The organism is Streptomyces pristinaespiralis (assembly GCF_001278075.1).
Lineage (GTDB): Bacteria > Actinomycetota > Actinomycetes > Streptomycetales > Streptomycetaceae > Streptomyces > Streptomyces pristinaespiralis.
Genome location: NZ_CP011340.1, coordinates 4,839,425 through 4,861,685 on the forward strand (window position 1 = coordinate 4,839,425; position 22,261 = coordinate 4,861,685).

Annotated in this window: 25 protein-coding genes; 12 read left to right on the forward strand and 13 right to left on the reverse strand. The window is 71.0% G+C overall.

The window, feature by feature from the left end:
* Positions 1–117: 117 nt before the first annotated feature.
* The 3 genes from SPRI_RS20605 to SPRI_RS20610 all read right to left on the reverse strand — a co-directional run bounded on the left by SPRI_RS20605 (position 118) and on the right by SPRI_RS20610 (position 2,360).
* Positions 118–1,080, reverse strand: a complete 963-nt coding sequence (locus SPRI_RS20605; protein WP_063805353.1) for a hypothetical protein — start codon at positions 1,078–1,080, stop codon at positions 118–120.
* A gap of 274 nt (positions 1,081–1,354) precedes the next feature.
* The gene (locus SPRI_RS37300) at positions 1,355–1,483 is read right to left on the reverse strand and encodes a DUF397 domain-containing protein (RefSeq protein ID WP_078535312.1); all 129 of its coding nucleotides are present in this window, start codon (positions 1,481–1,483) and stop codon (positions 1,355–1,357) included.
* A complete protein-coding gene (locus SPRI_RS20610) occupies positions 1,446–2,360 on the reverse strand; it encodes a helix-turn-helix domain-containing protein (RefSeq protein WP_005315874.1) in 915 nt (304 codons plus the stop codon). The genes SPRI_RS37300 and SPRI_RS20610 overlap by 38 nt, the downstream gene beginning before the upstream one ends.
* A gap of 169 nt (positions 2,361–2,529) precedes the next feature.
* Here SPRI_RS20610 and SPRI_RS20615 point away from each other — a divergent pair, with 169 nt between their 5' ends.
* On the forward strand, positions 2,530–3,015 hold the full coding sequence (locus SPRI_RS20615) for an ATP-binding protein (RefSeq protein ID WP_005315878.1): 486 nt from the start codon (positions 2,530–2,532) through the stop codon (positions 3,013–3,015).
* Between the two features lie 67 nt (positions 3,016–3,082).
* On the opposite strand, the gene SPRI_RS20620 is transcribed toward SPRI_RS20615, so the two are convergent.
* Genes SPRI_RS20620 through SPRI_RS20635 form a run of 4 tightly spaced genes read right to left on the reverse strand, consistent with a single transcriptional unit; the run spans position 3,083 to position 6,124 of the window.
* On the reverse strand, positions 3,083–3,682 hold the full coding sequence (locus SPRI_RS20620; protein ID WP_005315881.1) for a hypothetical protein: 600 nt from the start codon (positions 3,680–3,682) through the stop codon (positions 3,083–3,085).
* A 17-nt stretch (positions 3,683–3,699) separates the two neighbouring features.
* Positions 3,700–4,038 carry an STAS domain-containing protein gene (locus SPRI_RS20625; protein ID WP_005315884.1) on the reverse strand — a complete coding sequence of 113 codons (339 nt, stop codon included), beginning with the start codon at positions 4,036–4,038 and terminating at the stop codon, positions 3,700–3,702.
* Entirely contained in the window at positions 4,035–5,321 is a 1,287-nt protein-coding gene (locus SPRI_RS20630; RefSeq protein WP_005315887.1) for a PP2C family protein-serine/threonine phosphatase, read from the reverse strand. Before SPRI_RS20630 ends, SPRI_RS20625 begins: the two co-directional genes overlap by 4 nt.
* Positions 5,321–6,124 (reverse strand): alpha/beta fold hydrolase, encoded by an 804-nt coding sequence (locus SPRI_RS20635; protein WP_005315889.1) that lies wholly within the window; start codon positions 6,122–6,124, stop codon positions 5,321–5,323. The genes SPRI_RS20630 and SPRI_RS20635 overlap by 1 nt, the downstream gene beginning before the upstream one ends.
* A gap of 437 nt (positions 6,125–6,561) precedes the next feature.
* Here SPRI_RS20635 and SPRI_RS20640 point away from each other — a divergent pair, with 437 nt between their 5' ends.
* Together SPRI_RS20640 and SPRI_RS20645 are read left to right on the forward strand one after the other, a co-directional pair.
* The gene (locus SPRI_RS20640) at positions 6,562–6,954 is read left to right on the forward strand and encodes a VOC family protein (protein WP_234020407.1); all 393 of its coding nucleotides are present in this window, start codon (positions 6,562–6,564) and stop codon (positions 6,952–6,954) included.
* A 166-nt stretch (positions 6,955–7,120) separates the two neighbouring features.
* The gene (locus SPRI_RS20645; RefSeq protein ID WP_005315894.1) at positions 7,121–7,816 is read left to right on the forward strand and encodes a hypothetical protein; all 696 of its coding nucleotides are present in this window, start codon (positions 7,121–7,123) and stop codon (positions 7,814–7,816) included.
* 94 nt (positions 7,817–7,910) lie between these two features.
* Here the strand turns inward: SPRI_RS20645 and SPRI_RS20650 are convergent, their stop codons facing one another.
* From SPRI_RS20650 to SPRI_RS20660, 3 genes are all read right to left on the reverse strand, one after another.
* Positions 7,911–9,218 (reverse strand): phytase, encoded by a 1,308-nt coding sequence (locus SPRI_RS20650; RefSeq protein WP_005315897.1) that lies wholly within the window; start codon positions 9,216–9,218, stop codon positions 7,911–7,913.
* 323 nt (positions 9,219–9,541) lie between these two features.
* Positions 9,542–11,983, reverse strand: a complete 2,442-nt coding sequence (locus SPRI_RS20655) for an HAD-IC family P-type ATPase (protein WP_005315899.1) — start codon at positions 11,981–11,983, stop codon at positions 9,542–9,544.
* 110 nt (positions 11,984–12,093) lie between these two features.
* A complete protein-coding gene (locus SPRI_RS20660; RefSeq protein ID WP_037774369.1) occupies positions 12,094–12,387 on the reverse strand; it encodes a DUF2530 domain-containing protein in 294 nt (97 codons plus the stop codon).
* A gap of 205 nt (positions 12,388–12,592) precedes the next feature.
* Here SPRI_RS20660 and SPRI_RS20665 point away from each other — a divergent pair, with 205 nt between their 5' ends.
* Positions 12,593–14,047 (forward strand): NCS2 family permease, encoded by a 1,455-nt coding sequence (locus SPRI_RS20665; protein ID WP_005315903.1) that lies wholly within the window; start codon positions 12,593–12,595, stop codon positions 14,045–14,047.
* 106 nt (positions 14,048–14,153) lie between these two features.
* Here SPRI_RS20665 and SPRI_RS37305 read toward each other — a convergent pair whose 3' ends face one another.
* Entirely contained in the window at positions 14,154–14,336 is a 183-nt protein-coding gene (locus SPRI_RS37305; RefSeq protein ID WP_005315906.1) for a hypothetical protein, read from the reverse strand.
* 130 nt (positions 14,337–14,466) lie between these two features.
* On the opposite strand from SPRI_RS37305, the gene SPRI_RS20670 reads away from it, so the two are divergent.
* From SPRI_RS20670 to SPRI_RS20690, 5 genes are all read left to right on the forward strand, one after another.
* Entirely contained in the window at positions 14,467–14,913 is a 447-nt protein-coding gene (locus SPRI_RS20670; RefSeq protein ID WP_005315908.1) for a MarR family winged helix-turn-helix transcriptional regulator, read from the forward strand.
* Positions 14,914–14,981: 68 nt separating this feature from the next.
* On the forward strand, positions 14,982–16,331 hold the full coding sequence (locus SPRI_RS20675; RefSeq protein WP_037774371.1) for an MFS transporter: 1,350 nt from the start codon (positions 14,982–14,984) through the stop codon (positions 16,329–16,331).
* A 398-nt stretch (positions 16,332–16,729) separates the two neighbouring features.
* On the forward strand, positions 16,730–17,299 hold the full coding sequence (gene thpR / locus SPRI_RS20680) for an RNA 2',3'-cyclic phosphodiesterase (protein WP_053557166.1): 570 nt from the start codon (positions 16,730–16,732) through the stop codon (positions 17,297–17,299).
* Positions 17,300–17,492: 193 nt separating this feature from the next.
* Positions 17,493–18,248 (forward strand): outer membrane protein assembly factor BamB family protein, encoded by a 756-nt coding sequence (locus tag SPRI_RS20685; RefSeq protein ID WP_005315915.1) that lies wholly within the window; start codon positions 17,493–17,495, stop codon positions 18,246–18,248.
* Positions 18,249–18,254: 6 nt separating this feature from the next.
* Positions 18,255–19,244, forward strand: coding sequence for an aldo/keto reductase (locus SPRI_RS20690; RefSeq protein ID WP_005315917.1), 990 nt, complete (start codon positions 18,255–18,257; stop codon positions 19,242–19,244).
* A 51-nt stretch (positions 19,245–19,295) separates the two neighbouring features.
* On the opposite strand, the gene SPRI_RS20695 is transcribed toward SPRI_RS20690, so the two are convergent.
* Positions 19,296–19,880, reverse strand: a complete 585-nt coding sequence (locus SPRI_RS20695) for a Uma2 family endonuclease (RefSeq protein WP_037774373.1) — start codon at positions 19,878–19,880, stop codon at positions 19,296–19,298.
* Between the two features lie 89 nt (positions 19,881–19,969).
* Positions 19,970–20,494, reverse strand: coding sequence for a MarR family winged helix-turn-helix transcriptional regulator (locus SPRI_RS20700; RefSeq protein ID WP_199782717.1), 525 nt, complete (start codon positions 20,492–20,494; stop codon positions 19,970–19,972).
* Here SPRI_RS20700 and SPRI_RS20705 point away from each other — a divergent pair.
* The 3 genes from SPRI_RS20705 (at position 20,493) to SPRI_RS20715 (ending at position 22,132) form a co-directional block, all read left to right on the forward strand.
* A complete protein-coding gene (locus tag SPRI_RS20705) occupies positions 20,493–21,026 on the forward strand; it encodes a carboxymuconolactone decarboxylase family protein (RefSeq protein WP_005315923.1) in 534 nt (177 codons plus the stop codon). The two genes, SPRI_RS20700 and SPRI_RS20705, sit on opposite strands and share 2 nt — an antisense overlap.
* Before the next feature lie 122 nt (positions 21,027–21,148).
* Entirely contained in the window at positions 21,149–21,613 is a 465-nt protein-coding gene (locus tag SPRI_RS20710) for a hypothetical protein (RefSeq protein ID WP_005315925.1), read from the forward strand.
* A gap of 102 nt (positions 21,614–21,715) precedes the next feature.
* Positions 21,716–22,132, forward strand: a complete 417-nt coding sequence (locus tag SPRI_RS20715; RefSeq protein ID WP_005315927.1) for an acyl-CoA thioesterase — start codon at positions 21,716–21,718, stop codon at positions 22,130–22,132.
* Positions 22,133–22,261 lie beyond the last annotated feature (129 nt).

A 22,261-nucleotide genomic window follows, 5' to 3' on the forward strand; every position in this document is an offset into this window, starting at 1 on the left:
GAGGCCGGGACCCGGGCCCGGCAGCCGGAACCAGCGTCTGTCCCGGTGGCCGGGCCGTGTTGCTCAACATGTCGTCGACCGGCTCGCGGGGACGGTCCTGTGCCGGCCGCCGTCGCTTCAGCATGCCGTCGCCAGGCCCGCGTCCGGCGGGCAGTCGCGGCAACGGCCCGGTTCCGCCGCGCGGAAGGCGCGTTCGCAGCCGCCGTCGCAGGTCTGCCAGGGGACGGCGGCGGGGGCTGCGGGCAGCGCGGGCAGCGGTGGGGGCAGTTCACGGAGGCGATAGGCGAGGATGCGGGCCGGGCGGGCCCGGAGCGGGCTGGGGAGGCGTTCCGTGAGGTGGGCGGTGATGTCCTCGGGGCTCACACCCTGGTCGAGCCATTGCGTGACCGCCGGGGCGAGTCGGTCGGCCTCGCGCCGGGACAGGATCAGCCGGCGGTCGACGATGCGCAGCGAGGCCAGGATCACCGCGGCGCGGGGGTCCGGGCCGGGGTGGGCGGCGGGGTCCGCAGGGGCGGCCGGTTCCGTGACGGCGGCCTCCCCGGCGGGCGCGGGGCCCGGCCCGTGTTCCGCTCCTTGTTCCGGCTCGTATTCCGGCCGTCGACCCGGCCCTTGCTCCGGCCCTTGCTCCGGCTCGGACCCGGGCCGGGCTTCGGGCGCGCGCCGCGGCGGTGACGGCTCGGACCTGCGGGGGCGCGGTGGCGAGGGCGGCTGGGGAGGCTCCGGCCCGTCGCCCGGGGGCACGTCGTGGAAGAACGTCCGGGTGCGGAGTCTGCCGCTCGGACCGCGCTCGCGGCGCCGGTCCAGATAGCCGTCCGCCTCCAGTTCGCGCAGGGCGCGGGAGATGAGGATCTCGCCCTCGGTGAAGTGCTCGCACAGGGCGTCGATGCGTACGGGTGCGCCGTCCGGCAGCGACAGGATGTAGATCGCGACGCCGACCGTGACCGCGCTTCCGGGGCGCTGCGCGAGGGCGTTGGCGACCACGGTGAAGTCGGCGGTGAGGCGGGTGCGGACGTGGATCACCCCGGAGCTCGGAGCTCCGGCGGGGGCGCGCAGGGGCGCGTTAGACTGCCGTTCAGCCATCGGGAAGGTGTCTCTTCCTGATCGGTGAGGCCCTCGATCGGGATTGCCGTCCCGGCCGGGGGCCGTCATATGTCTGGGGTTGTTGCCGCGAACGTAACCGCCAACTTCCCACCCCCGCAAGCCAGTCACTCGTCCGGGTGATGCGGGGGAGGGGAGGGAGGGCGGGTGGTTCTTTCCCCCAGGTTCTTTGGGGGAGTTCGTGGCTCACCGACCCCTCGCGGGCGGGATCCCGGCGTGCAGCGAAGACCGGCGTACGCACCGGGTCCCGCTCGGCTCAGGCCCGGTCGGCGGCCTTCAACTCGCCTATGAACGCGGTCCAGGACACGGCCGCGAAGGTGAGCGCGGGACCGTGCGGGACCTTGCTGTCACGTACCGGAACCACGCCGGGGATTCCGTCGGCCACCTCGACGCAGTCGCCGCCCTCCTGATTGCTGTAACTGCTCTTGCGCCAGGCGGCGTCGCGCGGACCGGGAAGGGAGATTCGGGTCACGGTAGTCCTCCTCCATCGCGGATCGGATCATGTGGAGCGACCTGCGCGGGGGCAGGGCCGCTGCCCGGAGCCGATCGTAGGCCACCGCGAAACGCCGCACATCGGCCGGATCTTCGAAGAGTTGGCCGTGGTCCGCGCCTTCCGTGTAGGCGACTTCGGATCCGTCCGGCAGGGTCAGCACGGTCAGCGAACCGCCCAGCACGTCGTGCGCGCCCTCGTCGAACGGCAGGACCAGTACGGTGATGTGCGGCTGGGCGGCGGCTTCCAGCAGACGCGCGAGCTGGCGTCGCATGACGTCGTCCCCGCCGATCCGCTTGCGCAGCACCGTCTCGTCGAGGATCGCCAGCAGTTCCGGGGGGTCGGGCGGGTCGAGCCGCTTCTGCCGTTCCAGCCGGGCGGTCAGCCGCTCCTCCAGGTGCTCCTCGTTCCGGTGGGACAGGCCGACGCTCAGCACGGCCCGCGCGTACTCCTCTGTCTGCAGCAGACCCGGCACGACGTGCCCGGTGTACTGGCGAATCGCCGCCGCCTGCGCCGAGTACGCCATGAACGTCCGTGACCAGTCGGGGAACGACTCCCGGTAGACGTGCGGCCACAGGTCCACCAGCAGCCCGTCCGCTCCGAGCGCCGCGTCGAGCGCCCGCGCGAGCTCCAGTGTCGGCCGGGCGCCGGACGCCCGCTCGACCTGTGTGATGCGGGTGCTCACCACATGGGTCTTCGCGCCCAGTTGGGCCTGCGTCAGGCCGGCGGCCGTCCGCAGCCGGCGGACCCGGCTGCCGAAGAGCGCGGCCATCGACTCCTCGGGCTCAATTCCTTTGGCCATGGGCTTACTTCCGTTCCTTACGGCTTGCGGTGTAAGGCTGCATCCCCTTCCGAGCGTAGGACCGTCCGACCACTCTTGAACACGGAACGTCACGATCCGTACACCCACGGATGGTGCTCACGGACGCAGACCGGACGGGATGGGCGACGCGGTGCTCAAGACCACGACCACATCGGGCGAGGGCCCGGACCAGAAGCCGTCGGCGGAGGAGGACCCCGGCAGGGGCGAGGAGTTCGCGGCCCTGTTCGGTCCGACACCCCGCGGGGCGCGGCTCGCGCGGCGCGTCGCCGTGCGGCACCTGGCCGAGTGGGGCCACCCCGCCGACTCGGACCTCTCGTGCACCGTCGCCCTGCTGGTGGCGGAACTGGCGGGCAACGCCGTTCGGCACGGGCGGGTGCCGGGGCGGGACTTCCGGCTCCGGCTGGTGCTGGAGGCACGGCGGGTCAGGGTCGAGGTCTCCGACGCCTCCTCGGCGGCACCCCCGACCGCCGTGCAGGCCCCCGGCGCCGACGAGGTGTCGGGTCGCGGTCTGGTGCTCGTGGACGTCCTGGCCGACCGGTGGGGTGTGGAGAAGCGCGTGCCCGTCGGCAAGACGGTCTGGGCGGAGGTGACGGTCGGGACGTGAGCCGCGCGGCCACCGGCCACCACGAGGCGGCGGGCCGCTCGGGCACGTACGCGGAACGTGCCGAGTCTCAGTGCCCGCCCTTCGGCTCCCTGCAGCCGCCCTCGATGTAGTGGCCGTGTGCCTCCACCTGCGCCGGGGCGGTCAGGGTGCCGGTGACGCACGGGCCGGCGTGCGGGATGCTGAACGTGAATCCGGTGGCGACGCCCGTGTCGTACACCTCCACCGACTCCGGCGGGTAGCCGAGACGGTCGAGTGCCGCGCGGAGCGCCTTCTCGTCGTGGACGCCCTCCAGGCCGCCGGCGATCCGGCGGGCGTGGGCGTCGCCCCGGCAGCGGGCGTCACCGTCCATACGGGCCTGTGTCTTGTAGGCGTTGTTCTCGGCGACCCTGCGGGCCCACGGGTCGGTGGGGCCTTCGGACGGGGTCGGCTCCGCGGACGGCTCTGCGGGAGCGTCGGCGCAGATCTTCGCCACCGTGGGGAACGTGCGGTCGTGTGCGGCCTTCGCCTCTTCGGCCCGTGCTTCGTAGTCGATGGCCGGCGCGCTCGAGGCGTCACCTGTCGGGGAGGCGCCCGGGGCGTCACCGACGACGGTTCCGCAACCGGAGACGAGGAGGAGTGACAACAGCACGGCGGCACCGCCGGTCACGGTGGGGACAAGACGTTTCATTCGGGCACTCCGGCGGGTCAGGGCTGGGTGGCGGCGTCGCTGTCGGGGTGGAGCGGGAAGATCTGGTCGAGGCCGACGATGCGCAGAACGCGCAGAGTGTTGGCAGGGACGGCGACGAGAGCGACGTCGGCCCGGGCGGCGTGGGCGAGGTTTCGCGCGGCGATCAGGGCGGTGAGGCCGCTGGAGTCGCAGAAATCCATGCCCTCCAGGTCCAGGACGAGGCGCTGGCCCGGCCGGAGGGTGAGCGTGGTGAGCCGGTCACGTAGCTCGGTCGCGGTGGTGTAGTCGAGTTGCCCCACGATCCCCAGAACGGGACCGGTCACGGCTTCTCGAGCGGTGATCTGCAGCGGGCTCATGCGGGGGTGTCGGTCCTGGGGGCGGGGGCGGTGACGCCGAAGGCAAGCAGGGCGCAGTCGTCGTCGAGTCCGTCACCGAAGTGGTCGAGCAGCCCGGTCAGTGCCTGCATGACGGCATGCGGGGGCTTTCCTGCGTGGTCGGCGGTGAAGTCGCGCAGGGCCTTGTCGCCGTACAGGGTGGTGCGGTCTTCGCCGGTGCGGGCTTCAGTGAGGCCGTCGGTGTAGAGCAAGAGGGTGTCACAGGGGCCGAGGACGGCGGTGGCGGCGGTGAAGGGCGCGGAGGGCAGGATGCCGACGAGGAGGCCGCCAGGGGTGGGCAGGAAGTCGGCCGTGCCGTCGGCGCGCAGGACGAGGGCCGGGGGATGGCCTCCCGAGGCGAGTCGGACGGTGACCTGTCCGGCCGCGGGGTCGGGTGTGAGGATCCCGAAGACGACGGTGCAATAGCGCGGATCGCCGTCGGTGTAACGCTCGTGGAGCACCTTGTTGAGGGTGGACAGGGCGGAGACAGGGTCGGGGTCGTGCAGGGCGGCGGCACGCAGTGTGTAGCGGGTCAGTGAAGTGACCGCGGCGGCCTGGGGCCCCTTGCCGCACACGTCGCCGAGGAAGAAGCCGAAGCGTTTGCCGTCGATGGGGAAGAGATCGTAGAAGTCACCGCCGAGGCGGTCGGGAGAGGCGGTGCGGTAGTGGGCGGCCGTCTCCACCCCGGGCACCGACGGCAAGGAGTCGGGCAGCAGCGACTGCTGGAGCACGGCGAGGGCGTCCTGCAGCCGGGCGCGGTCGGCCTCCGCCTGTTCACGTGCTTCCTCGGCAACTTTCCGAGCACGCAGAAGTTCTTCTTCGTAGGCGCGGCGGTCGCGTGCGTCGAAGACGCTGGTGCGGATCAGCACGGGCTCGCCGGTACTGCCATGTTTGACGACGGAGGAGACCAGTGCCTGCATCCGGGCACCGTCGGCCTGCTTGATCTCCAGGGCTATGCCGCCGATTTCCCCCTGCATCCGCAGCAGCGGCGCGAAATGTGTCTCGTGATAGAGCTTGCCGCCCACGGTCAGCAGGTCGGTGAACCGCATCCGGCCCACCACCGCCTCCGGCTCCAAGCCGAGCCAACCCAGCAGCGTGCTGTTGATTTTCACGATGGTGCCGTCCATCAGCGTGGACAGATACCCGCAGGGCGCACTCTCGTACAACTCCTCGGCGCTGTCCTCCAGCAGCGCGGCGAACGCCGCATTCGATGTTTTCTCGTCGTCGGACCCGTGTGGGTCGGGCTGCTGCCCGGTGCGGCACATCACCGCAAGGACGCCAGGAATGCGGTGATCGCCTCGTTGGTGGCTTCGGGCGCCGACAGATGCGGGCAGTGCCCGGTCGCATCGAGCGTGACCAATTTCGAGCCGGGAATCGACTGGTGGACGAAGGCGCCGACATCTCGGGGGGCAATGACGTCTTGGGTGCATTCCAGCACCAGTGTGGGCACATTCACACTTTTCAGATCGTCCCGCGAGTCCGACAGGAAAGTGGTTCGGGCGAAAACCCGTGCCATGTCAGGGTCGGTGGCGCAGAAGCTGTTCGTCAGCTCCTCACCAAGTTCGGGCCGCTCCGCATTGCCCATGATCACCGGTGCCATCGCCGCCGACCAGCCGAGGTAGTTCGACTCGAGTGACGCCAGCAGTTCCTCGATGTCCTCGGGGCTGAACCCGCCGCGGTAGCCGTCGTCGTCGATGTACCGCGGAGACGGAGCGACCATCACCAGCGCCCCGATACGCTCCGGAGCCATGCCGGCGGCCAGCACCCCTGTCATCGCGCTGACCGAGTGCCCCACGAAGGCGGCATCGTGTATGTCGAGCGCGTCGCACACTTCTACAACATCTCGGGCATAACCATCCAGAGAGGCGTAACGGTCCTCTGAGAACGCAGACGAATCCGCCCGGCCCGAACCCACGTAGTCGAATAGGACCACCCTGTAGTCCTTGACCAGGGCAGGCACCGTGAGTCGCCACATGTTCTGATCGCAGCCGAATCCGTGAGCCAGTACGACCGTCGGCCCCTGCGGGTTACCGGTGACGGTGACGTTGTTCCTGCGTTCGACGTCCATGCCGTCAGTCTCGCAGACTCCGCTCGCTTCTCCGGTGCCGCATCGAAGCGCTTCACGACACCCGACGCCTTCTCGAAAGACCCGCGGTATCGCGCACGCCGAGTAACCGCCGCAGGGGCAGGCAAAGCGATCCCATCCTGCCAACGGCCTCGTAACGCGCAGGATTGCGCCTTCCCGAATGTCGCCTTTTACCGGACGCGCTGTATCGGACGTCGGTATTGAGCATCTTGCGGCTCATCGGATGGGCAGGTGCGCGCCGCCGGCCCGACGGCTAGGCTCTGCCGGGTGACTGCCGGGTCGGCCATGGGCCACGCACGAGTAAGGCGACCGGCCTCGGCGTGAGCGCGAGGCGGGCCAGAGCCCCGCCGTTTTCTCTCCACTTCCGTCGTCCGTCGAGGAACCGAGACCTGGAGAGTCACCACACCATGCCGCAGCCCATGCCCGTCACCACCGTCCAGTTGAACCACACCGCCGTGTACGCCAAGGACCGGCGGTTGTCGGCCGAGTTCATCGCCGCGATCCTGGGCGTCGAAGTCGCCGCGCCGTTCGGGCCGTTCCTGCCCGTTGACCTCGGCAACGGCGTGACGCTCGACTACTACGAGCTGACCGACGAGCCGATCCAGGCCCAGCACTACGCGTTCCTGGTGCCCGACGAGCAGTTCGACGCGATGATCGCCCGCCTGGAGGCGGTCGGCGTCACGTACTACGCCGACCCGGACCACACCGAACCGGGCGCGATCAACCGGTTGTTCGGCGGTCGCGGCGCGTACTTCGACGACCCGAGCGGCCACAACATGGAGATCATGACCCGGCCCTACGCCCGGCCGTAGGCGGGTCGCAGGGTGCCGCGCCCTTCGCGCGGCACCCGCGATCGGGGCAGAATCCGATTGGTGATGGACGTTTCAGTGGATCGAGTGTAAATGGGGAATATAGGCCGTTTCGGGTATTCGGTGCCGCGGTAGGTGTCCCCCGCCGTCGAAGGTCGTTGACTCGGGCGTGGAACCACGTGACCTTTGGGAGCGCAACACCCTCTTGGCTGAGGCGTTCTGCAGCAGCGACGACAAGGTGCGGCAGGCGCGGGCGATCCTGGACGAGGCGCATGCCGACCGAGCCCGTACGCTCGCCGCGTTCGCTGTCACGGTCGGCAGCGATGGCGCGGTCGCCGATCTCATGGGCCTGAACGCTCGTGAGGTCCGAGTAGCCCGCAGAACCGTCGGCAAGGCCGATGCCCGCACCGTCGCCGAGCACATCCTCACCGTTCGACCGGAACACCGTCAGGCGCCGATGCCTCGTGAGGACGAGCCCGTGCCTCCGGACGTCCCGTTCCCTCATCCACGCATGGAAGCACCGGTCCCGCCGAGTGCGCCCGTACCGCCGGTGGAGCACATGGCACGGCCGGCGGAGGAGTCGGTCGTCTGGTCGCCCGGCATGGACTCCGTCCTCCAATGGAGCTGGCAGTCCGGCCTGGACCTCCAGACGGTTGCGGAAGAGCTCGGCCTCAGCCCGAGGACGCTGCTGCTTCGCGCCCAGTACCTGGCCGCTGAAGGCCGGTTGTCGCCGAGGGCCGCGGACAGTGAGGCGCTGCAGTCCGGCCGCCACCGCCGGAACGACGAAGCGCTGTACGCATCGGTGCCGGACGACATCGAGAGCCTCTATCAATCACCGGCGCCGCACGACTGGGCGCACGCCTGACCGGCCGGCGGCGGTTGGAGCGCGGGGGCGGCGGTCAGCCGCCCCCGCGCCTGCCGGGCTCGGCCGGCGGTGTCGAGTACGTGGGGCAGCGGGCTCAGTCGACGGTGTCGAGGACGTCGGCCAGGTCGACGAACTTGAAGTTGGTCGCCTCGCGGTCACCGTCTGCGGGAGCGTCGTGGCCGTCCTGGACGACGAGCAGACCGTTCGGGTAACGGTGGCCGAGCGGGGCGCCCAGCACGGCCGCGCCGTCGCACTCCTCCGAGCCGTCGAGGGTGGCGGAGGCGGCGGTGACGCGGAAGCCGCCCTCGTACTCGTTGCGGTCGCCGACCTCGCGGTCGTAGAGGGCGAAGCTGTTGTCGCCCTGGCCGGAGGCGATCACATAGCCGTCACCGTCCGGCTCCGTGAGCAGGGCCAGCCCTTCGACGTCGGCGGCCAGGCGGGTGCCGCCGTAGCCCGGGTCGGCGCCGGGCGTGCACTCCTCCGTCTCCTCGTCGTACGTTCCGGGGACGCCGTACTCGCGGACCTTGTCGACGAGGACGGGCGTGCCGGTGAGGTCGGCGCGCATCCGCCAGACACCCACGCGCTCCTGCCCCGCGTAGAGCATGCCGTTCGCCGGGTCGACGACCATGCCCTCGACCTGCGGCAGTTCACCGGGCTCGCCGCACGGGGACCAGGACGTGCCGTCGGGGAGGCGGAAGGCGGAGGGCAGTTCGACGGTTCGGATCTTGCGGTAGCCGACCGTGCCGTCGGGGCGGGCGGTGATCTCCAGCAGGGCGATGCCCGTCCGGTTGCGGCGGCTCGCCAGGGCGTAGGAGCGGCCCGAGGAACGGTCGGTCCAGGTGGCCAGGCCGTACGCGGTCGCCTGCTCGTTGATCTCCTCCTGGCCCGACGAGAAGACGGGCGCGGCGGCGGGATCGGTGACATCGGTCAGCGGGCCGCCGGGGCGGTCGCGGTCGATGCGGTAGAAGCGCAGCCGGTCGTTGCCGCGGTCGCTGACGACGGCGAGGTCCGCCCGGCCCGTTCCGAGCCGGAGGCCCTGGAGAAGATCGACGTTGTTGAAGCGCCCGGGGGCGTCGTCCTCCGTGGCCGGGGCCGGCGCCGCGATCGACTGGACCTGCCGTGCGTCGAGGTCGTAGACCCGCAGGCCGCCCTCCTTCGCCGTGGCGACGACGAGGCTGCGGTCCGGGTCGGCGGCGTTGCGCCAGATCGCGGGGTCGTCGGCGTTGGCGTTGCCGCCCGCCTCGTCGTCGTGGAGCGTCGCCGTCTCCGCCCGCGGCTGGACGGTGGGCAGGGCGTCGGCCCGGCCGTGCGGGTGAGCCTGGGCGGGCACGGTCGCGGCGACGGCCGCGAGGGCCGTACCCGCCACGAGAGCGGCGGTGCAAAGGGGGCGGCGCGGGGTCACATGAGCTCCTCTATGTCGAGTACATGACGCTTCGCTCGTCGTAGTGGACCCTGGTTGCGCCCGGTGGGCAATGCGTGATGGCCGTATGTCGCCCAGGTGAATTCGGGCGAGCCGACGCGCGCGGGGCGCGGGGGCCGGTGGTTCGCGAGGGCGAGTCGGTCTGCGCGCCGGTCAGGGTGCCCGTGCCGACGGGTGGGGTCCCTGATGGGACGCCGGCACTGCCGTCGACCAACGTCGAGCCGGCCCGCCGGCAGCAAGAACCGACCGCGCATCCGTCGAAACGACGGCCCGGCACACGTCGAGGAACGGGCCGTCCGGTCCTGCTACGCGGGGAAGCGCCGCCCCACCACCCGCCACGACAGCTCCAGCAGCGCCGCCCCCACCGCCGCGATCACCACGGCCGTCCACGGCATCGTCGTGCCCACCAGCTTCAGTGCGAAGAAGTCCTGGAGCCACGGCACCGTCAGCACCAGCAGGAAGCCCAGCCCCATCGTCGCCACCAGGCCGATCCGCCACCACGTGTACGGGCGGGCGATGATCGCGAGGACCCACATCGCGACCAGGAACAGGGTCAGCGTCGCCACGCTCGTCTCCGCGGACAGCGAGGCCGGGCCCGTGTAGTGGGAGCGGGCCAGCAGATACGCGGAGAACGTCGCCGCCGCCGCGATCACGCCCGCCGGCACGGCGTAGCGCATCACCCGACGGACGAAGTGGGGCTTGGCGCGCTCCTTGTTGGGCGCGAGCGCCAGGAAGAAGGCGGGGACACCGATGGTAAGGGTGGAGAGCAGGGTCAGGTGCCGGGGCAGGAAGGGGTACTCGACCTGGCTGCAGACCACGAGGATCGCCAGGAGCACCGAGTACACCGTCTTCGTCAGGAACAGCGTCGCGACGCGGGTGATGTTGCCGATGACCCGGCGGCCCTCAGCGACCACCGAAGGCAGCGTCGCGAAGCTGTTGTTCAGCAGCACGATCTGCGCGACGGCCTTCGTCGCCTCCGAGCCCGACCCCATCGCCACGCCGATGTCCGCGTCCTTCAGCGCGAGGACGTCGTTGACGCCGTCGCCGGTCATCGCGACGGTGTGGCCGCGCGCCTGGAGCGCGCCGACCATGTCGCGCTTCTGCTGCGGACTGACCCGGCCGAAGACCGCCGCCCCGTCCAGCTCCGCGCCCATCGCCTCGCGCTCGGCCGGCAGTTTGCGCGCGTCGAGCGTCGAGCCGGCGCCCGGCAGGCCGAGCTTGGCCGCGACCGCGCCGACCGCGACGGCGTTGTCGCCCGAGATGACCTTCGCCGCGACGTCCTGGTCGGCGAAGTAGCGCAGGGTCGCCGACGCGTCGGGGCGCAGGCGCTGCTCGAGCACCACCAGGGCGGCCGCCGTCTTCTCCTTTGGATCGTCCAGCGTGCCTTCCGCCCGCGCGAGCAGCAGCACCCGCAGCCCCTGCCGGTTGAGCTGGTCGACCTCGGCGAGGGACGGGTTCCCGGCGGGCAGCAGGACATCGGGCGCGCCGAGCAGCCACGTGGAACTCACGCCGGCGCCGTCCGCGAGGGTCGCGCCGCTGTACTTGCGGGCCGAGGAGAAGGGCAGCGCGGCGGTGCAGCGGTGCTCCCCGCCGTCCGGGTAGGCCGCGATGACGGCCTGGAGCGAGGCGTTCGGGCGCGGGTCGGACGCCCCGAGGGCGCCCAGCACCGCCCGCACGTGCTGCTCGTCCGCGCCGTCCAGCGTCCGCAGTTCGGTGACGTCCATGCCGCCCTCCGTGAGGGTGCCGGTCTTGTCGAGGCAGACGACGTCGACGCGGGCGAGGCCCTCGATGGCGGGGAGCTCCTGCACCAGGCACTGCTTGCGGCCCAGGCGGATGACGCCGATCGCGAAGGCGACGGACGTGAGGAGGACGAGCCCTTCGGGGATCATCGGCACGATGCCGCCGACGGTCCTCGCGACGGAGTCCTTGAAGTTGTCGCCCTTCGCCACCAGCTGGCTGATGATCAGTCCGATCGCGGTCGGGACCATCATCCACGTCACGTACTTGAGGATCGTGGAGATCCCGGAGCGCAGTTCGGAGTGGACGAGCGTGAAGCGGGACGCCTCCTCCGCGAGCTGCGCCGCGTACGCCTCGCGCCCGACCTTCGTGGCCGTGAACGCGCCGCCGCCCGCGACCACGAAGCTGCCGGACATGACCTGGTCGCCTGGGTGTTTGAGGACGGGGTCGGCCTCGCCCGTCAGCAGCGACTCGTCGACCTCCAGGTTGTCGGCCTCCACGATCTCGCCGTCGACGACGACCTTGTCGCCGGGGCCGAGTTCCACCAGGTCGCCGAGGACGATCTCGGAGGTGGAGACCGCGGTGGCGACACCGTCGCGGCGGACTCTCGGTCTCGCCTCGCCGATGACCGCGAGGGAGTCCAGGGTCTTCTTGGCACGCAGTTCCTGGATGATGCCGATACCGGTGTTGGCGATGATCACGAAGCCGAACAGGCTGTCCTGGATCGGCGCGACGAAGAACATGATCACCCAGAGAACGCCGATGATGGCGTTGAAGCGCGTGAGGACGTTGGCGCGGACGATGTCGACGGCGGAACGTGAACTGCGGACGGGTACGTCGTTGACCTCGCCCCGCGCGACCCGCTCCGCCACCTCGGCGGACGTCAGACCGGTGGCGGGCGGCCTGCGGCCCGGTGGTCGCCGGGGGTGTACGGGGTCGAGTTCTGCGCCCGCGTCGATGACGGGTCCTTCCGGCTCCGGGCCGCGGCCCATGTCCGCCCGCTGCGTCATGGTTCCGACGTTACGGCCGGGCGGGAGCGTTCACCCCCTGGGCGGCGAGAAGATCGGACCACGGTCGGACACGAATCCCCCTGGGGGACTACGGGCCGGGGGACTTCGGGCTACGCGGGCGCGCCCGGTTCCCGGGGCCCGGCGGCGCCGGACGCCTCTGCGGCCCTGGCGCGCTTGATCGCGGCCTCCCGGCCGCGGACGTACCAGATGCCGATGAGCCCGAGACCCGCGCCGGCCAGGCAGGTCCACACCCACCAGGTCAGGTCGCGGTCGGCGAACCAGCCGTAGAAGGGGACCTGGACGACGAACATCACGAACCACAGGATCGTGCCGCCGGTGATGGTGGCGACGATCGGTCCCTCAAGGGGTTCGGGTGCCTCGTGCCGGGGGGTCCATTTCGCCATGCGCACAGTGTAGGCGGGGCCGCCGGGACGGCTGAGGAACCAGTCACCCCAAGGGTCTACGCGCGGAGAGTGGCGATCTTTCGTTCATATGTTCATACTGAAACTGATTCCGGCTGACTGGTTTCCTTCGTTGGATCATCCAAGTCTGGCCGGTTTTCTCTGTTCTTCTCCGTGTCGCCCCATCGCGTACGTCTGAGGTTTCCGTATGTCCCCCACGGCCATCGCCGAGGTCGGCTCTCCCGGCCTGCCGCCCACGCCCCCGCAGCCGTCCGGCGGGCTGGACCGCTTCTTCAAGATCACCGAACGCGGCTCCTCGGTCGCCCGCGAGGTCCGGGGCGGATTCGCCACCTTCTTCGCGATGGCCTACATCCTCGTGCTGAACCCGATCATCCTCGGCAGCGCCAAGGACATGTACGGCCACCAGCTCGACGGCGGCCAGCTGGTCACCGCCACCGTACTGACCGCGGCCTTCTCGACCCTCCTGATGGGCGTCATCGGCAACGTCCCGATCGCGCTAGCGGCCGGACTGGGCGTCAACACGGTCGTCGCCCTCCAGCTCGCGCCCCAGATGTCCTGGGCGGACGCGATGGGCATGGTCGTGCTCGCCGGTGTCGTGGTGATGCTGCTGGTGGCCACCGGCCTGCGCGAGCGTGTGATGAACGCCGTTCCGCTCGGCCTGCGCAAGGCGATCGCGATCGGCATCGGCTTGTTCATCATGCTGATCGGCCTGGTGGACTCGGGCTTCATCACCCGCATCCCGGACGCCGCCCACACCACCGTCCCGCTCCAGCTGGGCACCGGCGGTCATCTGCTCGGCTGGCCGGTCCTGGTCTTCGCGCTGGGCACGCTGCTCACGCTCGCGCTGATCATCCGCAAGGTGCCCGGCGCGATCCTCATCTCGATCGTCGTCATGACGGCGATCGCGATGATCATCCATGCGGTGGCGGACATCGAGTCCTGGGGCCTGACGACGCCCGAGTGGCCGGGCAACCCGCTCTCGACGCCCGACTTCGGCCTGCTCGGCCAGGTCAGCCTGTTCGGCGGCTTCGAGAAGGTCGGCCTGCTGACCGGCGTCCTGTTCGTCTTCACCGTGCTGCTTTCCTGCTTCTTCGACGCGATGGGCACCATCCTCGCCGTCGGCGACGAGGCGAAGCTCATGGACAAGGACGGCAACTACCCGGGCATCAACAAGGTCCTGGTCGTCGACGGGCTCGCCGTCGCCGCGGGCGGCGCCGCGTCGTGCTCCGCCAACACCTGCTTCGTGGAGTCCACGGCCGGTGTCGGCGAAGGCGCCCGTACGGGCCTCTCGTCGGTCGTCACCGGCGCGCTCTTCTCGCTGGCGCTGTTCCTCACGCCGCTCGCCACGATGGTCCCCTCCCAGGCGGCGACGCCCGCGCTGGTGGCGGTCGGCTTCCTGATCCTGGCCGGTTCGGTCAAGGACATCGACTGGAGCGACTTCACGATCGCCGCGCCGGCGTTCCTGGCGATGGTGATGATGCCGTTCACCTACTCGATCACCCACGGCATCGGCATCGGCTTCATCACGTTCAGCGTGCTGCGCCTGGCGGTGGGACGCGGGCGCGAGGTGCCCGCGGCGATGTACGCGGTGTCGGCGGTGTTCGTCTTCTACTACGCCATGCCGGCTCTGGGTCTCACCTGACCGGGCCCTCGCCCGACGGGCCGCCCTGACCGGACGGTTGCCGCATGATCGTTTCTGCGGGGCCGTTCGGCGGGCCGTCGGGCGGGGCCGCCCGCGAGGGGGCGGCTCACGTCACGCCGTAGAACTTCTCCGTCTCGTCGACCGCCGCTTTGAAGCGCTCGTCGAAGTCGTCGCGAATGAGCGTCCGGACCACGTAGTCCTGGACGCTCATTTGTCGTTTCGCCGCATGCTGCCGGAGCCGGTCGAGCAGCTCACCGTCCATGCGCAGGCTGAGCACAGTCGATTTCATGCGGTCAGGGTCGCCGGACTTCCGCCGCCGGGACGTCACTTTCCGGCTGCCTCTCACTCATATGGGTGATACATCTGTCCCGCCCGTAACCCACTGGTCTTTAGCCAGAGTAATGAGTTAAGCTAACAACATGCCTGACCTGTCCCACGGTACTGACGCGGACGTCGCCGCCGTGAACTCGCTCCGCTCGGCCGTCATGCGGCTGGGCCGCCGCCTGAAGCACCAGCGCGTCGACGAGTCGCTGAGCCCCACCGAGATGTCGGTGCTCGGCACTCTCGCCCGCTGCGGCTCGGCCACACCCGGTGAGCTGGCCCGCAAGGAACACGTACAGCCGCCGTCGATGACCCGCATCGTGGCGCTGCTCGAGGCCAAGGGACTCGTCCGGCTCGAGCCGCATCCCGACGACCGCCGGCAGAAGGTGGTCAGCCAGACCGAACAGGCAACGACCATGCTCGAGGAGTCCCGCCGCAAGCGGAACGCCTGGCTGGCCTCGCTCGCCGAAGGTCTGGACGACGAGGAGTGGGCGAAGCTGCGCGAGGCCGCCCCCGTCCTGGAGAAGCTCGCACACCTGCAGTGACACGGGCGGAAGCGCAGCCCGTCCCGCCCAACCGACCCAGCCGTGAAGCCTTGAGGAGGCGAACCCTTTTGAGTACGGGATCCGGAGCAGACTCCGCCCCCGCACCGACCGACCCCGACACCTCGTCCACCCGGCACGACCGCAAGCAGAGCATGTTCAGCTCGCTGAAGATCCGTAACTACCGGCTCTTCGCGACCGGTCAGGTCGTGTCCAACACCGGCACCTGGATGCAGCGCATCGCCCAGGACTGGCTGGTGCTCAGCCTGACCGGATCCGCGTCCGCCGTCGGCATCACCATCGCGCTGCAGTTCCTTCCCATGCTGCTCTTCGGCCTGTACGGCGGGGTGCTCGCGGACCGGCTGCCCAAGCGGCAGCTGCTGCTGGCCACCCAGGCCGCGATGGGCCTCACCGGCCTGGCGCTCGCCGTGCTCACGCTCAGCGGCCACGTCCAGGTCTGGCACGTCTACCTGACGGCGTTCCTGCTCGGCCTCGTCACCGTCGTCGACAACCCCGCCCGGCAGTCGTTCGTCGCCGAAATGGTCGGCCCCGACCAGCTGCGCAACGCCGTCTCCCTCAACTCGGCCAACTTCCAGTCCGCGCGCCTCGTCGGGCCCGCGGTGGCCGGTGTGCTGATCACCGCGGTCGGCAGCGGATACGCCTTCCTGCTCAACGGCCTGTCCTTCGTCGCGCCCATCGCCGGACTGCTGATGATGCGCGCCTCCGAGCTCCACAGGGTCGAGCGCGCCCCGCGCGGCAAGGGCCAGCTGCGTGAAGGCCTGCGGTACGTCGCCGGCCGGCCCGAGCTGATCTGGCCGATCGTCCTCGTCGGCTTCATCGGCACGTTCGGCTTCAACTTCCCGATCTGGCTGTCCGCGTTCGTCGACGACGTCTTCCACGGCGACGCCGGTACGTACGGCCTGCTCAACACCCTGATGGCCGCGGGCTCCCTGGCCGGCGCGCTGCTCGCCGCCCGGCGCGGCACCTCGCGACTGCGGCTCCTCGTCGGAGCGGCGGTGCTCTTCGGAGTGCTCGAGATCGTGACCGCGTTCGCCCCGGCGTTCTGGATCTTCGCGGTGATGATGGTCCCGATCGGCATGTTCGGCCTGACGGTCAACGTCACCGCCAACTCGAGCGTCCAGATGGCGACGGACCCGCTGATGCGGGGCCGCGTGATGAGCCTGTTCATGATGGTCTTCACCGGCGGAACGCCGCTGGGCGCGCCGCTCGTCGGCTGGGTCACCGACACCTACGGCGCACGCGTCGGCTTCGCCGCGGGCGGCGCGGTGGCCGCGGTGGCGGCGGCCGGCGTCGGCGTGATGCTGGCGCGGGTCGGCGGCCTGCGCCTCTCGGTCGGCTGGAACCGCGGGCACCCGCAGGTGCGGTTCGTGGCGCGGGAACGGCTGACCACCGCGGCGTAGCCCGGTGGGGGCACCTCCCGTGCCCGGAGGGCCACGGGGGAGGGCGGCGCGACCGGGCCGGGCGGGTGCGGGCCGTGGGCTCCGCCCCGGGGCCCCCGGGCCCCCGGGCCCCCGGGCCCCCGGGCCCCCGGGCCCCCGGGCCCCCGGGCCCCCGGGCCCGGGCCCCCGGGCCCCCGGGCCCCCGGGCCTCGATCGCCGGCGGGGCTGACGAAGTCAGCCCGGCCGGGGGCACCTCCCACGGCCGCCGGGCCGTAGGGGGAGATCGAGGGCACCGCGCGCAGCGCGGTACCCCGCCCGCAGGGCGGTACGGGGTCCGGGGGCGGAGCCCCCGCTCAGGGAAGGGCCGGGTGGGGAAAACGCCCCGCGCAGCGGAGCCGGTGCGCGGCACACTTGGCCCCATGAGACTCTTCGCCGCCGTACTCCCGCCCCCCACGGCGGTCGACGAACTCGCCACCGAGGTCGCGGTGCTCCGTCGGCTCCCCGCCGCCGACACGCTCCGCTGGACCGGCCACGCCGGGTGGCACTTCACGCTCGCGTTCATGGGGGAGGTCGACGACGAGCTCGTCCCCGAACTGGAGGAGCGGCTGGCGCGGGCGGCACGCAGGACGTCGGTGTTTCCGCTGCGGCTGCACCAGGGCGGACGGTTCGGGCACCGGGCGCTGTGGGTCGGGGCCGCCGGAGGGCTGGAGGAGATGCGGCTGCTCGCCGAGCGCTCCGACGCCGCCGCACGCCGCGCCGGCGTGGCCATGGAGGAACACCGCCGCTACCAGGCGCACCTGACGATCGCCCGCGCCCGTGAGGCAGGTGACCTGCGTCCGTACGTCGAGGCGCTGGCCGCCTTCGAGGGCACCCCGTGGCAGGTGGCCGACCTCGCCCTCGTACGCAGCAACCTGCCGGTCAGCGGGGTGGCGGGGGAGCAGCCCCGGTACGAAGTGGTCGGGTCATGGCCCCTCGGGGACGCGGGTTAACCTCGACGGGTGAATCCCAAGACCAGAAACCAGATCATGGCCGCGGCGCTGGTGCTGATGTTCGTGATCGTCGCCGTGGCCGCCGCCCTCGGCTGACGCGTCCGCGACCGGCCGGCCGAACACATGGGCACGTATCCGCCCCCGCACGGCACCGGGGCGGCAGCGCCGGGGCTCGCCGTCGAAGGAGCCGTACATGCCGGACGACACACCGCCGTTGGTGGTCAGGACGGACGCCGGGAGCGGCCGGTGGACGCTGCGCGCGCCGGGCGGGACGCTGAGCGCTCCCGTCGTCGTGGGCGACACCGTCCATGTCGTGGTCTCCGACAGCCGGACGGCCGCGGTGGACGCGGACACGGGCCGGATCCGCTGGTGCAGCGACAGGCTGACGAAGCCCGACGGCGAAGGCATCCTGCGCGCCGGGCCGACGGTGGTCGTCCCGTCGGACCGGGACCACGAGCGCAGCGGTTTCGTCGCCCTGGACGCGGAGACGGGCGAGGTGCGGTGGAAGCGCCGCAGGAGCCGGCTGCGGCAGGCCGCGGCAGCCGGTCCCGTCGTCGTGCTGTGGAACGACGAGGAGGGCGGTCAGATCGCCGCGGTCGACGCGTCGACCGGCGAGACCCTCTGGGAGGACGAGTTCGGCACGATCAACGGCCTGCTGGTGCGGGGCGGGACAGTGATCCTGGACACCGCCGGCTTCCGCGCCGTCGACGCCCGTACCGGCGACGAGCAGTGGCGGAACGGCTACGGCGATCTGCTCGGCCAGGGTGAGCAGGCCGACGCGGCTCTGTTCCACACCTGGGGCTCCGGCACCTTGTGCGTGCGGGCGACGGACACGGGCGAGGTGGTGAGCCGCACGACGTTCCCGAAACGGGCGTCGAAGCGCCTCGGGCCCCCGAGAGGCTTGCCTCGAAGGGTCCTTGCTTCGAGCGCGCTCGAAGGCGTTGGCTAGGACGTCATGAAGTACACGCAGCTCGGACGCACCGGACTCAAGGTCAGCCGACTCGTCCTCGGCACTATGAACTTCGGCCCCCAGACCGACGAGGCCACGAGCCACGGCATCATGGACTCGGCCCTCGACGCGGGCATCAACTTCTTCGACACGGCCAACGTCTACGGCTGGGGCGAGAACAAGGGCCGCACCGAAGAGATCATCGGCAGCTGGTTCGCCAAGGGCGAGGGCCGCCGTGACAAGGTCGTGCTCGCCACCAAGGTGTACGGGAACATGGGCACGGACGGCGAGGTCTGGCCCAACCACGACCGGCTCTCGGCGCTCAACATCCGCCGCGCGGTGGACGCTTCGCTCAAGCGCCTCCAGACCGATCACATCGACCTCTACCAGTTCCACCACATCGACCGGCGCACCCCGGTCGAGGAGATCTGGCAGGCCATCGACGTACTGATCCAGCAGGGCAAGATCCTGTACGCGGGTTCCTCCAACTTCCCCGGCTGGAAGATCGCCCAGACCAACGAGACCGCCCGCCGTCTCGGTTCGCTGGGCCTGGTCAGCGAGCAGTGCCTCTACAACCTGGCCGAGCGCCGCGCCGAGATGGAGGTCATCCCGGCGGCCCAGGAGTACGGCCTCGGGGTCATCCCCTGGTCGCCGCTGCACGGCGGACTGCTCGGCGGCGTCCTCAAGAAGGAGAACGAGGGCTCCCGGCGGGCGACCGGCCGCAGCGCGGACGCGCTGGCCAACACGGCGGTGCGGGAGAAGGTGCAGGCGTACGAGGACCTGCTCGACAAGAACGGCCTGGAGCCCGGGGAGGCGGCGCTCGCCTGGCTGCTGACCCGTCCGGGTGTGACGGGCCCGATCGTCGGCCCGCGCACGGCGGAGCAGCTGGAGTCGGCGCTGCGGGCGGTGGAGCTGGAGCTGAGCGAGGAACTGCTCACGGAGCTCGACGGGATCTTCCCGGGACCGGGGCCGTCCCCGGAGGCGTTCGCCTGGTGAGCCCCGGCCGCCGCTCCCTGCCGGGGGCGGCGGCCCACGCCCGGCGCGGGCTCACTCGCGGGGGAAGTCGGCCGTGGTGAGGGTGAGGCCGACAGGAGTGTCGGTGAGATCGAGGTCCGTGCCGAAGGCGACTGTCGTCTCCGTCGTGTAGTCGCCGTCCTTCGGGGCGGTGTAGAGGTGGCACTTGCGCTGGTACGGGTCGGCCACCAGGTGGACGGGGACCTCTGCTGCGGCGTACGCGGCCTTTTTGGGGCCGTAGTCGTTGTGTCCCGTGCCCTTGGAGATGACCTCGGCCACGAACTCGACATCCTGGTGGCGCCAGCGGCCGTCGGCGGTCCTGGCCGAACCGTCCTTCATGACCGTCACGTCACTGGCGAAGCCGTTGAGGTGTCCGGGATAGTCGACGCGCACGTCGGACTTCACGCGCTTACGCGCGTACTTGGACCGCAGCTGTTCGACGATGTCCAGGATGATTTCCCAGTGGTTGTCCCTTTGCGGCGACATGAAGACGGCCCCCTCGACGATCTCGACCTTGAATCCCTCGGGGGCGGACTCGAGCCACCGGAACATCTCGTCCAGGGTGCGTTCGTCGCTGTTCTCGGCCATTTCGATCCTGCGCTCGTCCAAGGCGGTCATCGTGGCGCTCCTCCCCGGCTGCCGCTCGAACGAGTGCAGCCGCGCGGTACAACGATACTCACAGTGACCGGTCACGACCCCGGAACGGGTCACACGCCTCCCAGCCACCCCGCCGCGTCCAGGCGGATGCTTCCCGGGGGCGTGAGCGTTCGCAGGGCGGATTCGAGGTCGCGCAGGCGGTCGGGGCCGATCGCCCGCGCCCATTCCGCGCGCAGTCCGTCGAAGATCTCCGCAGAGCGGGCGAGCGCGTCGAAGCCGTGCGGGGTGAGGCGGATCAGCTTGCGGCGGGCGTCGGCCGGGTCGTCGGCGCGTTCGGCGTAGCCGAGGGAGAGCAGGCGGTCGATGGTCTTGCCGGCCGCCTGTTTGGAGACGCCGAGACGCCGGCCGAGGTCGCTGGCGGTCGCGCCCTGCGCGCCGATGGCCTGCATGGCGAAGCCGTAGGCGGGGCGTACGTCGGGGTGGCCCTGCTCGGCCAGCTCGGCGTGCAGCTTGTCGATCAGCGAGCGGAACCCGGCGAAGAGGAGCAGGGGCAGCTCGTAGCCCGACGGTTCGGCAATCACCTTGCGATGTTCGACAACCTGGTTTACTTTTTCGGGGAACGGCTCGTCAACCATGTTGTCCATTGTAGGAGCTGCCGTGTTCACCGAGCACACCCTTCAATCCGCCCCGCCCGCGTCCCGCCGTGCCATGGAGGCCACCACCAAGCGGCTCGGCCGTCTGCCGTCCGCTGTCGCCAGACTGGCGGAGTCGCCGCACCTGCTGGAGGGATTCCTCAAGCTGAGTGCCGCCTTCGAGTCGACGACGCTCGACCCCGTCGCCCGTGAGGTCGTCGTCATGACGGTCGCCGCGCGCAACGAGTGCCATGTGTGCGTGGCCATGCACACCGGGAAACTGCGTACGCTCGGCGCGGACGAGGAGCTGATCGCGGCGCTGTCCGGGCAGCGCGCGCTTCCCGACGAACGGCTCGAGGCCGTGCGGCGGTTCACGCTCGAGGTCTTCCGTACCTCCGGCGCGGTCGGTGACACGGAGCTGCGCGCCTTCATGGCCCACGGCTTCACCGCGCGGAACGCGCTGGAGGTCGTCATGGGCATCGGCACGTACACGATGTCGACGTTCGCCAACCGGCTCACGCGCGCCGCGCTCTGAGGAGGGGCGGGATCCGGCCGTTGTGGGCCGGGGGTGCTGTGTCTCTCTTCCCTTCTCCGGACACACATGCAGCAATGCCCCCACCAGCCCGTCAACCCCCCACGCGAAGGCGGACTCCCCCCATGAAGAACGTTTCGAGGAGCAGCACCCTGCTCACCGTCGCAGCCCTGGCCGCGACCACCCTGGCCATGGCGCCCGCCGCCCACGCGGTGACACCCGAGACGGCGACCCTGTCCTTCGACTGCGGCTCGTACGGCTCCGGCACCGCCACCCTCAAGGCCACGCAGGACGGCACCGCCGCGACCATCGACCTCTCCACGACGGCCGTCACCGCGCCCCTCCCCGTCGGGGCGAACTCCGTCAGGTCCACGCTCACCCTGGCCAGGAACGGCACGGACACGGCGACGTTCACCGGCAGCTCCAACCCCGCGATCCCCGCGGGCGGAGCCGTCTCCACCGGCCCGCTCGCCGGCACGGTCGCGGCGGGGGACAGCCTCGAGGCGAAGACCCTGACCGTCGTGGTCTTCGGCATCACCGCCCGGTGCACGGCCACGTCCCCGCAGAACCCGGGCCCGTTCGTCTTCTGACACCGGTCGCGGCCCGGCCCGCGCCCCCACCGCGGGCCGGGCACGCCCCGTGTGGCCGGGCGCACGGGAATACCCGCGCCGGGCCGCGCCGTTGCCGTCGGCATGACTTTCTTCGCCGACGTGACCGTGCGGGGCTACGAGCTCGACACGCAGGGCCATCTGAACCAGGCCGTCTATCTGCAGTACGCCGAGCACGCACGCTGGGAACTGCTGCGCGCCGCCGGCCTGCCGCAGGAGAAACTGCTGGCGAGCGGCGTGGGGCCGGTCGCGCTCGAGGCGACGGTGAAGTTCCTGCGCGAACTGCGCGGCGGCGACCGGGTCCGGGTCTCCTGCCGGTTCGTCTACGGGGAGGGCAAGACCTTCAGGATCGAGCAGCAGATCGTCAAGGACGACGGCACGGTCGCCGCGGAGATCACCGGCGTGGGGGGCATGCTCGACCTCTCCACCCGCAGGCTGATCGCCGACCCTCGCGCACACCTCGCCACGCTGGCCGACAGCCCGGACCTGCTCACCGGCTGAGGCCCCGCGGGTGACCGCGAGTTCAACGCCGACGCCCCCGGTTCCATGCGCCGGCAGACCGTCGGCGTCCCCCGGTCAGGAGTGAGTACCGGCCAGGAAGCACCCTCCAGCTCCCTCTGAGGAACCGTC

Bases quoted from the DNA above. Each gene is read 5' to 3' on its own strand.
- SPRI_RS20705 (WP_005315923.1), top strand. From the start codon at position 20,493: ATGTTGTCCATTGTAGGAGCTGCCGTGTTCACCGAGCACACCCTTCAA.
- SPRI_RS20610 (WP_005315874.1), bottom strand. From the start codon at position 2,360: ATGGCCGCGCTCTTCGGCAGCCGGGTCCGCCGGCTGCGGACGGCCGCC.
- SPRI_RS20660 (WP_037774369.1), bottom strand. From the start codon at position 12,387: ATGGCGAAATGGACCCCCCGGCACGAGGCACCCGAACCCCTTGAGGGA.
- SPRI_RS20640 (WP_234020407.1), top strand. From the start codon at position 6,562: ATGCCCGTCACCACCGTCCAGTTGAACCACACCGCCGTGTACGCCAAG.
- SPRI_RS20700 (WP_199782717.1), bottom strand. From the start codon at position 20,494: ATGGTTGACGAGCCGTTCCCCGAAAAAGTAAACCAGGTTGTCGAACAT.
- SPRI_RS37305 (WP_005315906.1), bottom strand. From the start codon at position 14,336: ATGAAATCGACTGTGCTCAGCCTGCGCATGGACGGTGAGCTGCTCGAC.
- SPRI_RS20670 (WP_005315908.1), top strand. From the start codon at position 14,467: ATGCCTGACCTGTCCCACGGTACTGACGCGGACGTCGCCGCCGTGAAC.
- SPRI_RS20620 (WP_005315881.1), bottom strand. From the start codon at position 3,682: ATGAAACGTCTTGTCCCCACCGTGACCGGCGGTGCCGCCGTGCTGTTG.
- SPRI_RS20635 (WP_005315889.1), bottom strand. From the start codon at position 6,124: ATGGACGTCGAACGCAGGAACAACGTCACCGTCACCGGTAACCCGCAG.
- SPRI_RS20630 (WP_005315887.1), bottom strand. From the start codon at position 5,321: ATGTGCCGCACCGGGCAGCAGCCCGACCCACACGGGTCCGACGACGAG.
- SPRI_RS20665 (WP_005315903.1), top strand. From the start codon at position 12,593: ATGTCCCCCACGGCCATCGCCGAGGTCGGCTCTCCCGGCCTGCCGCCC.
- SPRI_RS20625 (WP_005315884.1), bottom strand. From the start codon at position 4,038: ATGAGCCCGCTGCAGATCACCGCTCGAGAAGCCGTGACCGGTCCCGTT.
- SPRI_RS20695 (WP_037774373.1), bottom strand. From the start codon at position 19,880: ATGACCGCCTTGGACGAGCGCAGGATCGAAATGGCCGAGAACAGCGAC.
- SPRI_RS20655 (WP_005315899.1), bottom strand. From the start codon at position 11,983: ATGACGCAGCGGGCGGACATGGGCCGCGGCCCGGAGCCGGAAGGACCC.
- thpR (WP_053557166.1), top strand. From the start codon at position 16,730: ATGAGACTCTTCGCCGCCGTACTCCCGCCCCCCACGGCGGTCGACGAA.
- SPRI_RS20690 (WP_005315917.1), top strand. From the start codon at position 18,255: ATGAAGTACACGCAGCTCGGACGCACCGGACTCAAGGTCAGCCGACTC.
- SPRI_RS20615 (WP_005315878.1), top strand. From the start codon at position 2,530: ATGGGCGACGCGGTGCTCAAGACCACGACCACATCGGGCGAGGGCCCG.
- SPRI_RS20715 (WP_005315927.1), top strand. From the start codon at position 21,716: ATGACTTTCTTCGCCGACGTGACCGTGCGGGGCTACGAGCTCGACACG.
- SPRI_RS20685 (WP_005315915.1), top strand. From the start codon at position 17,493: ATGCCGGACGACACACCGCCGTTGGTGGTCAGGACGGACGCCGGGAGC.
- SPRI_RS20710 (WP_005315925.1), top strand. From the start codon at position 21,149: ATGAAGAACGTTTCGAGGAGCAGCACCCTGCTCACCGTCGCAGCCCTG.
- SPRI_RS20605 (WP_063805353.1), bottom strand. From the start codon at position 1,080: ATGGCTGAACGGCAGTCTAACGCGCCCCTGCGCGCCCCCGCCGGAGCT.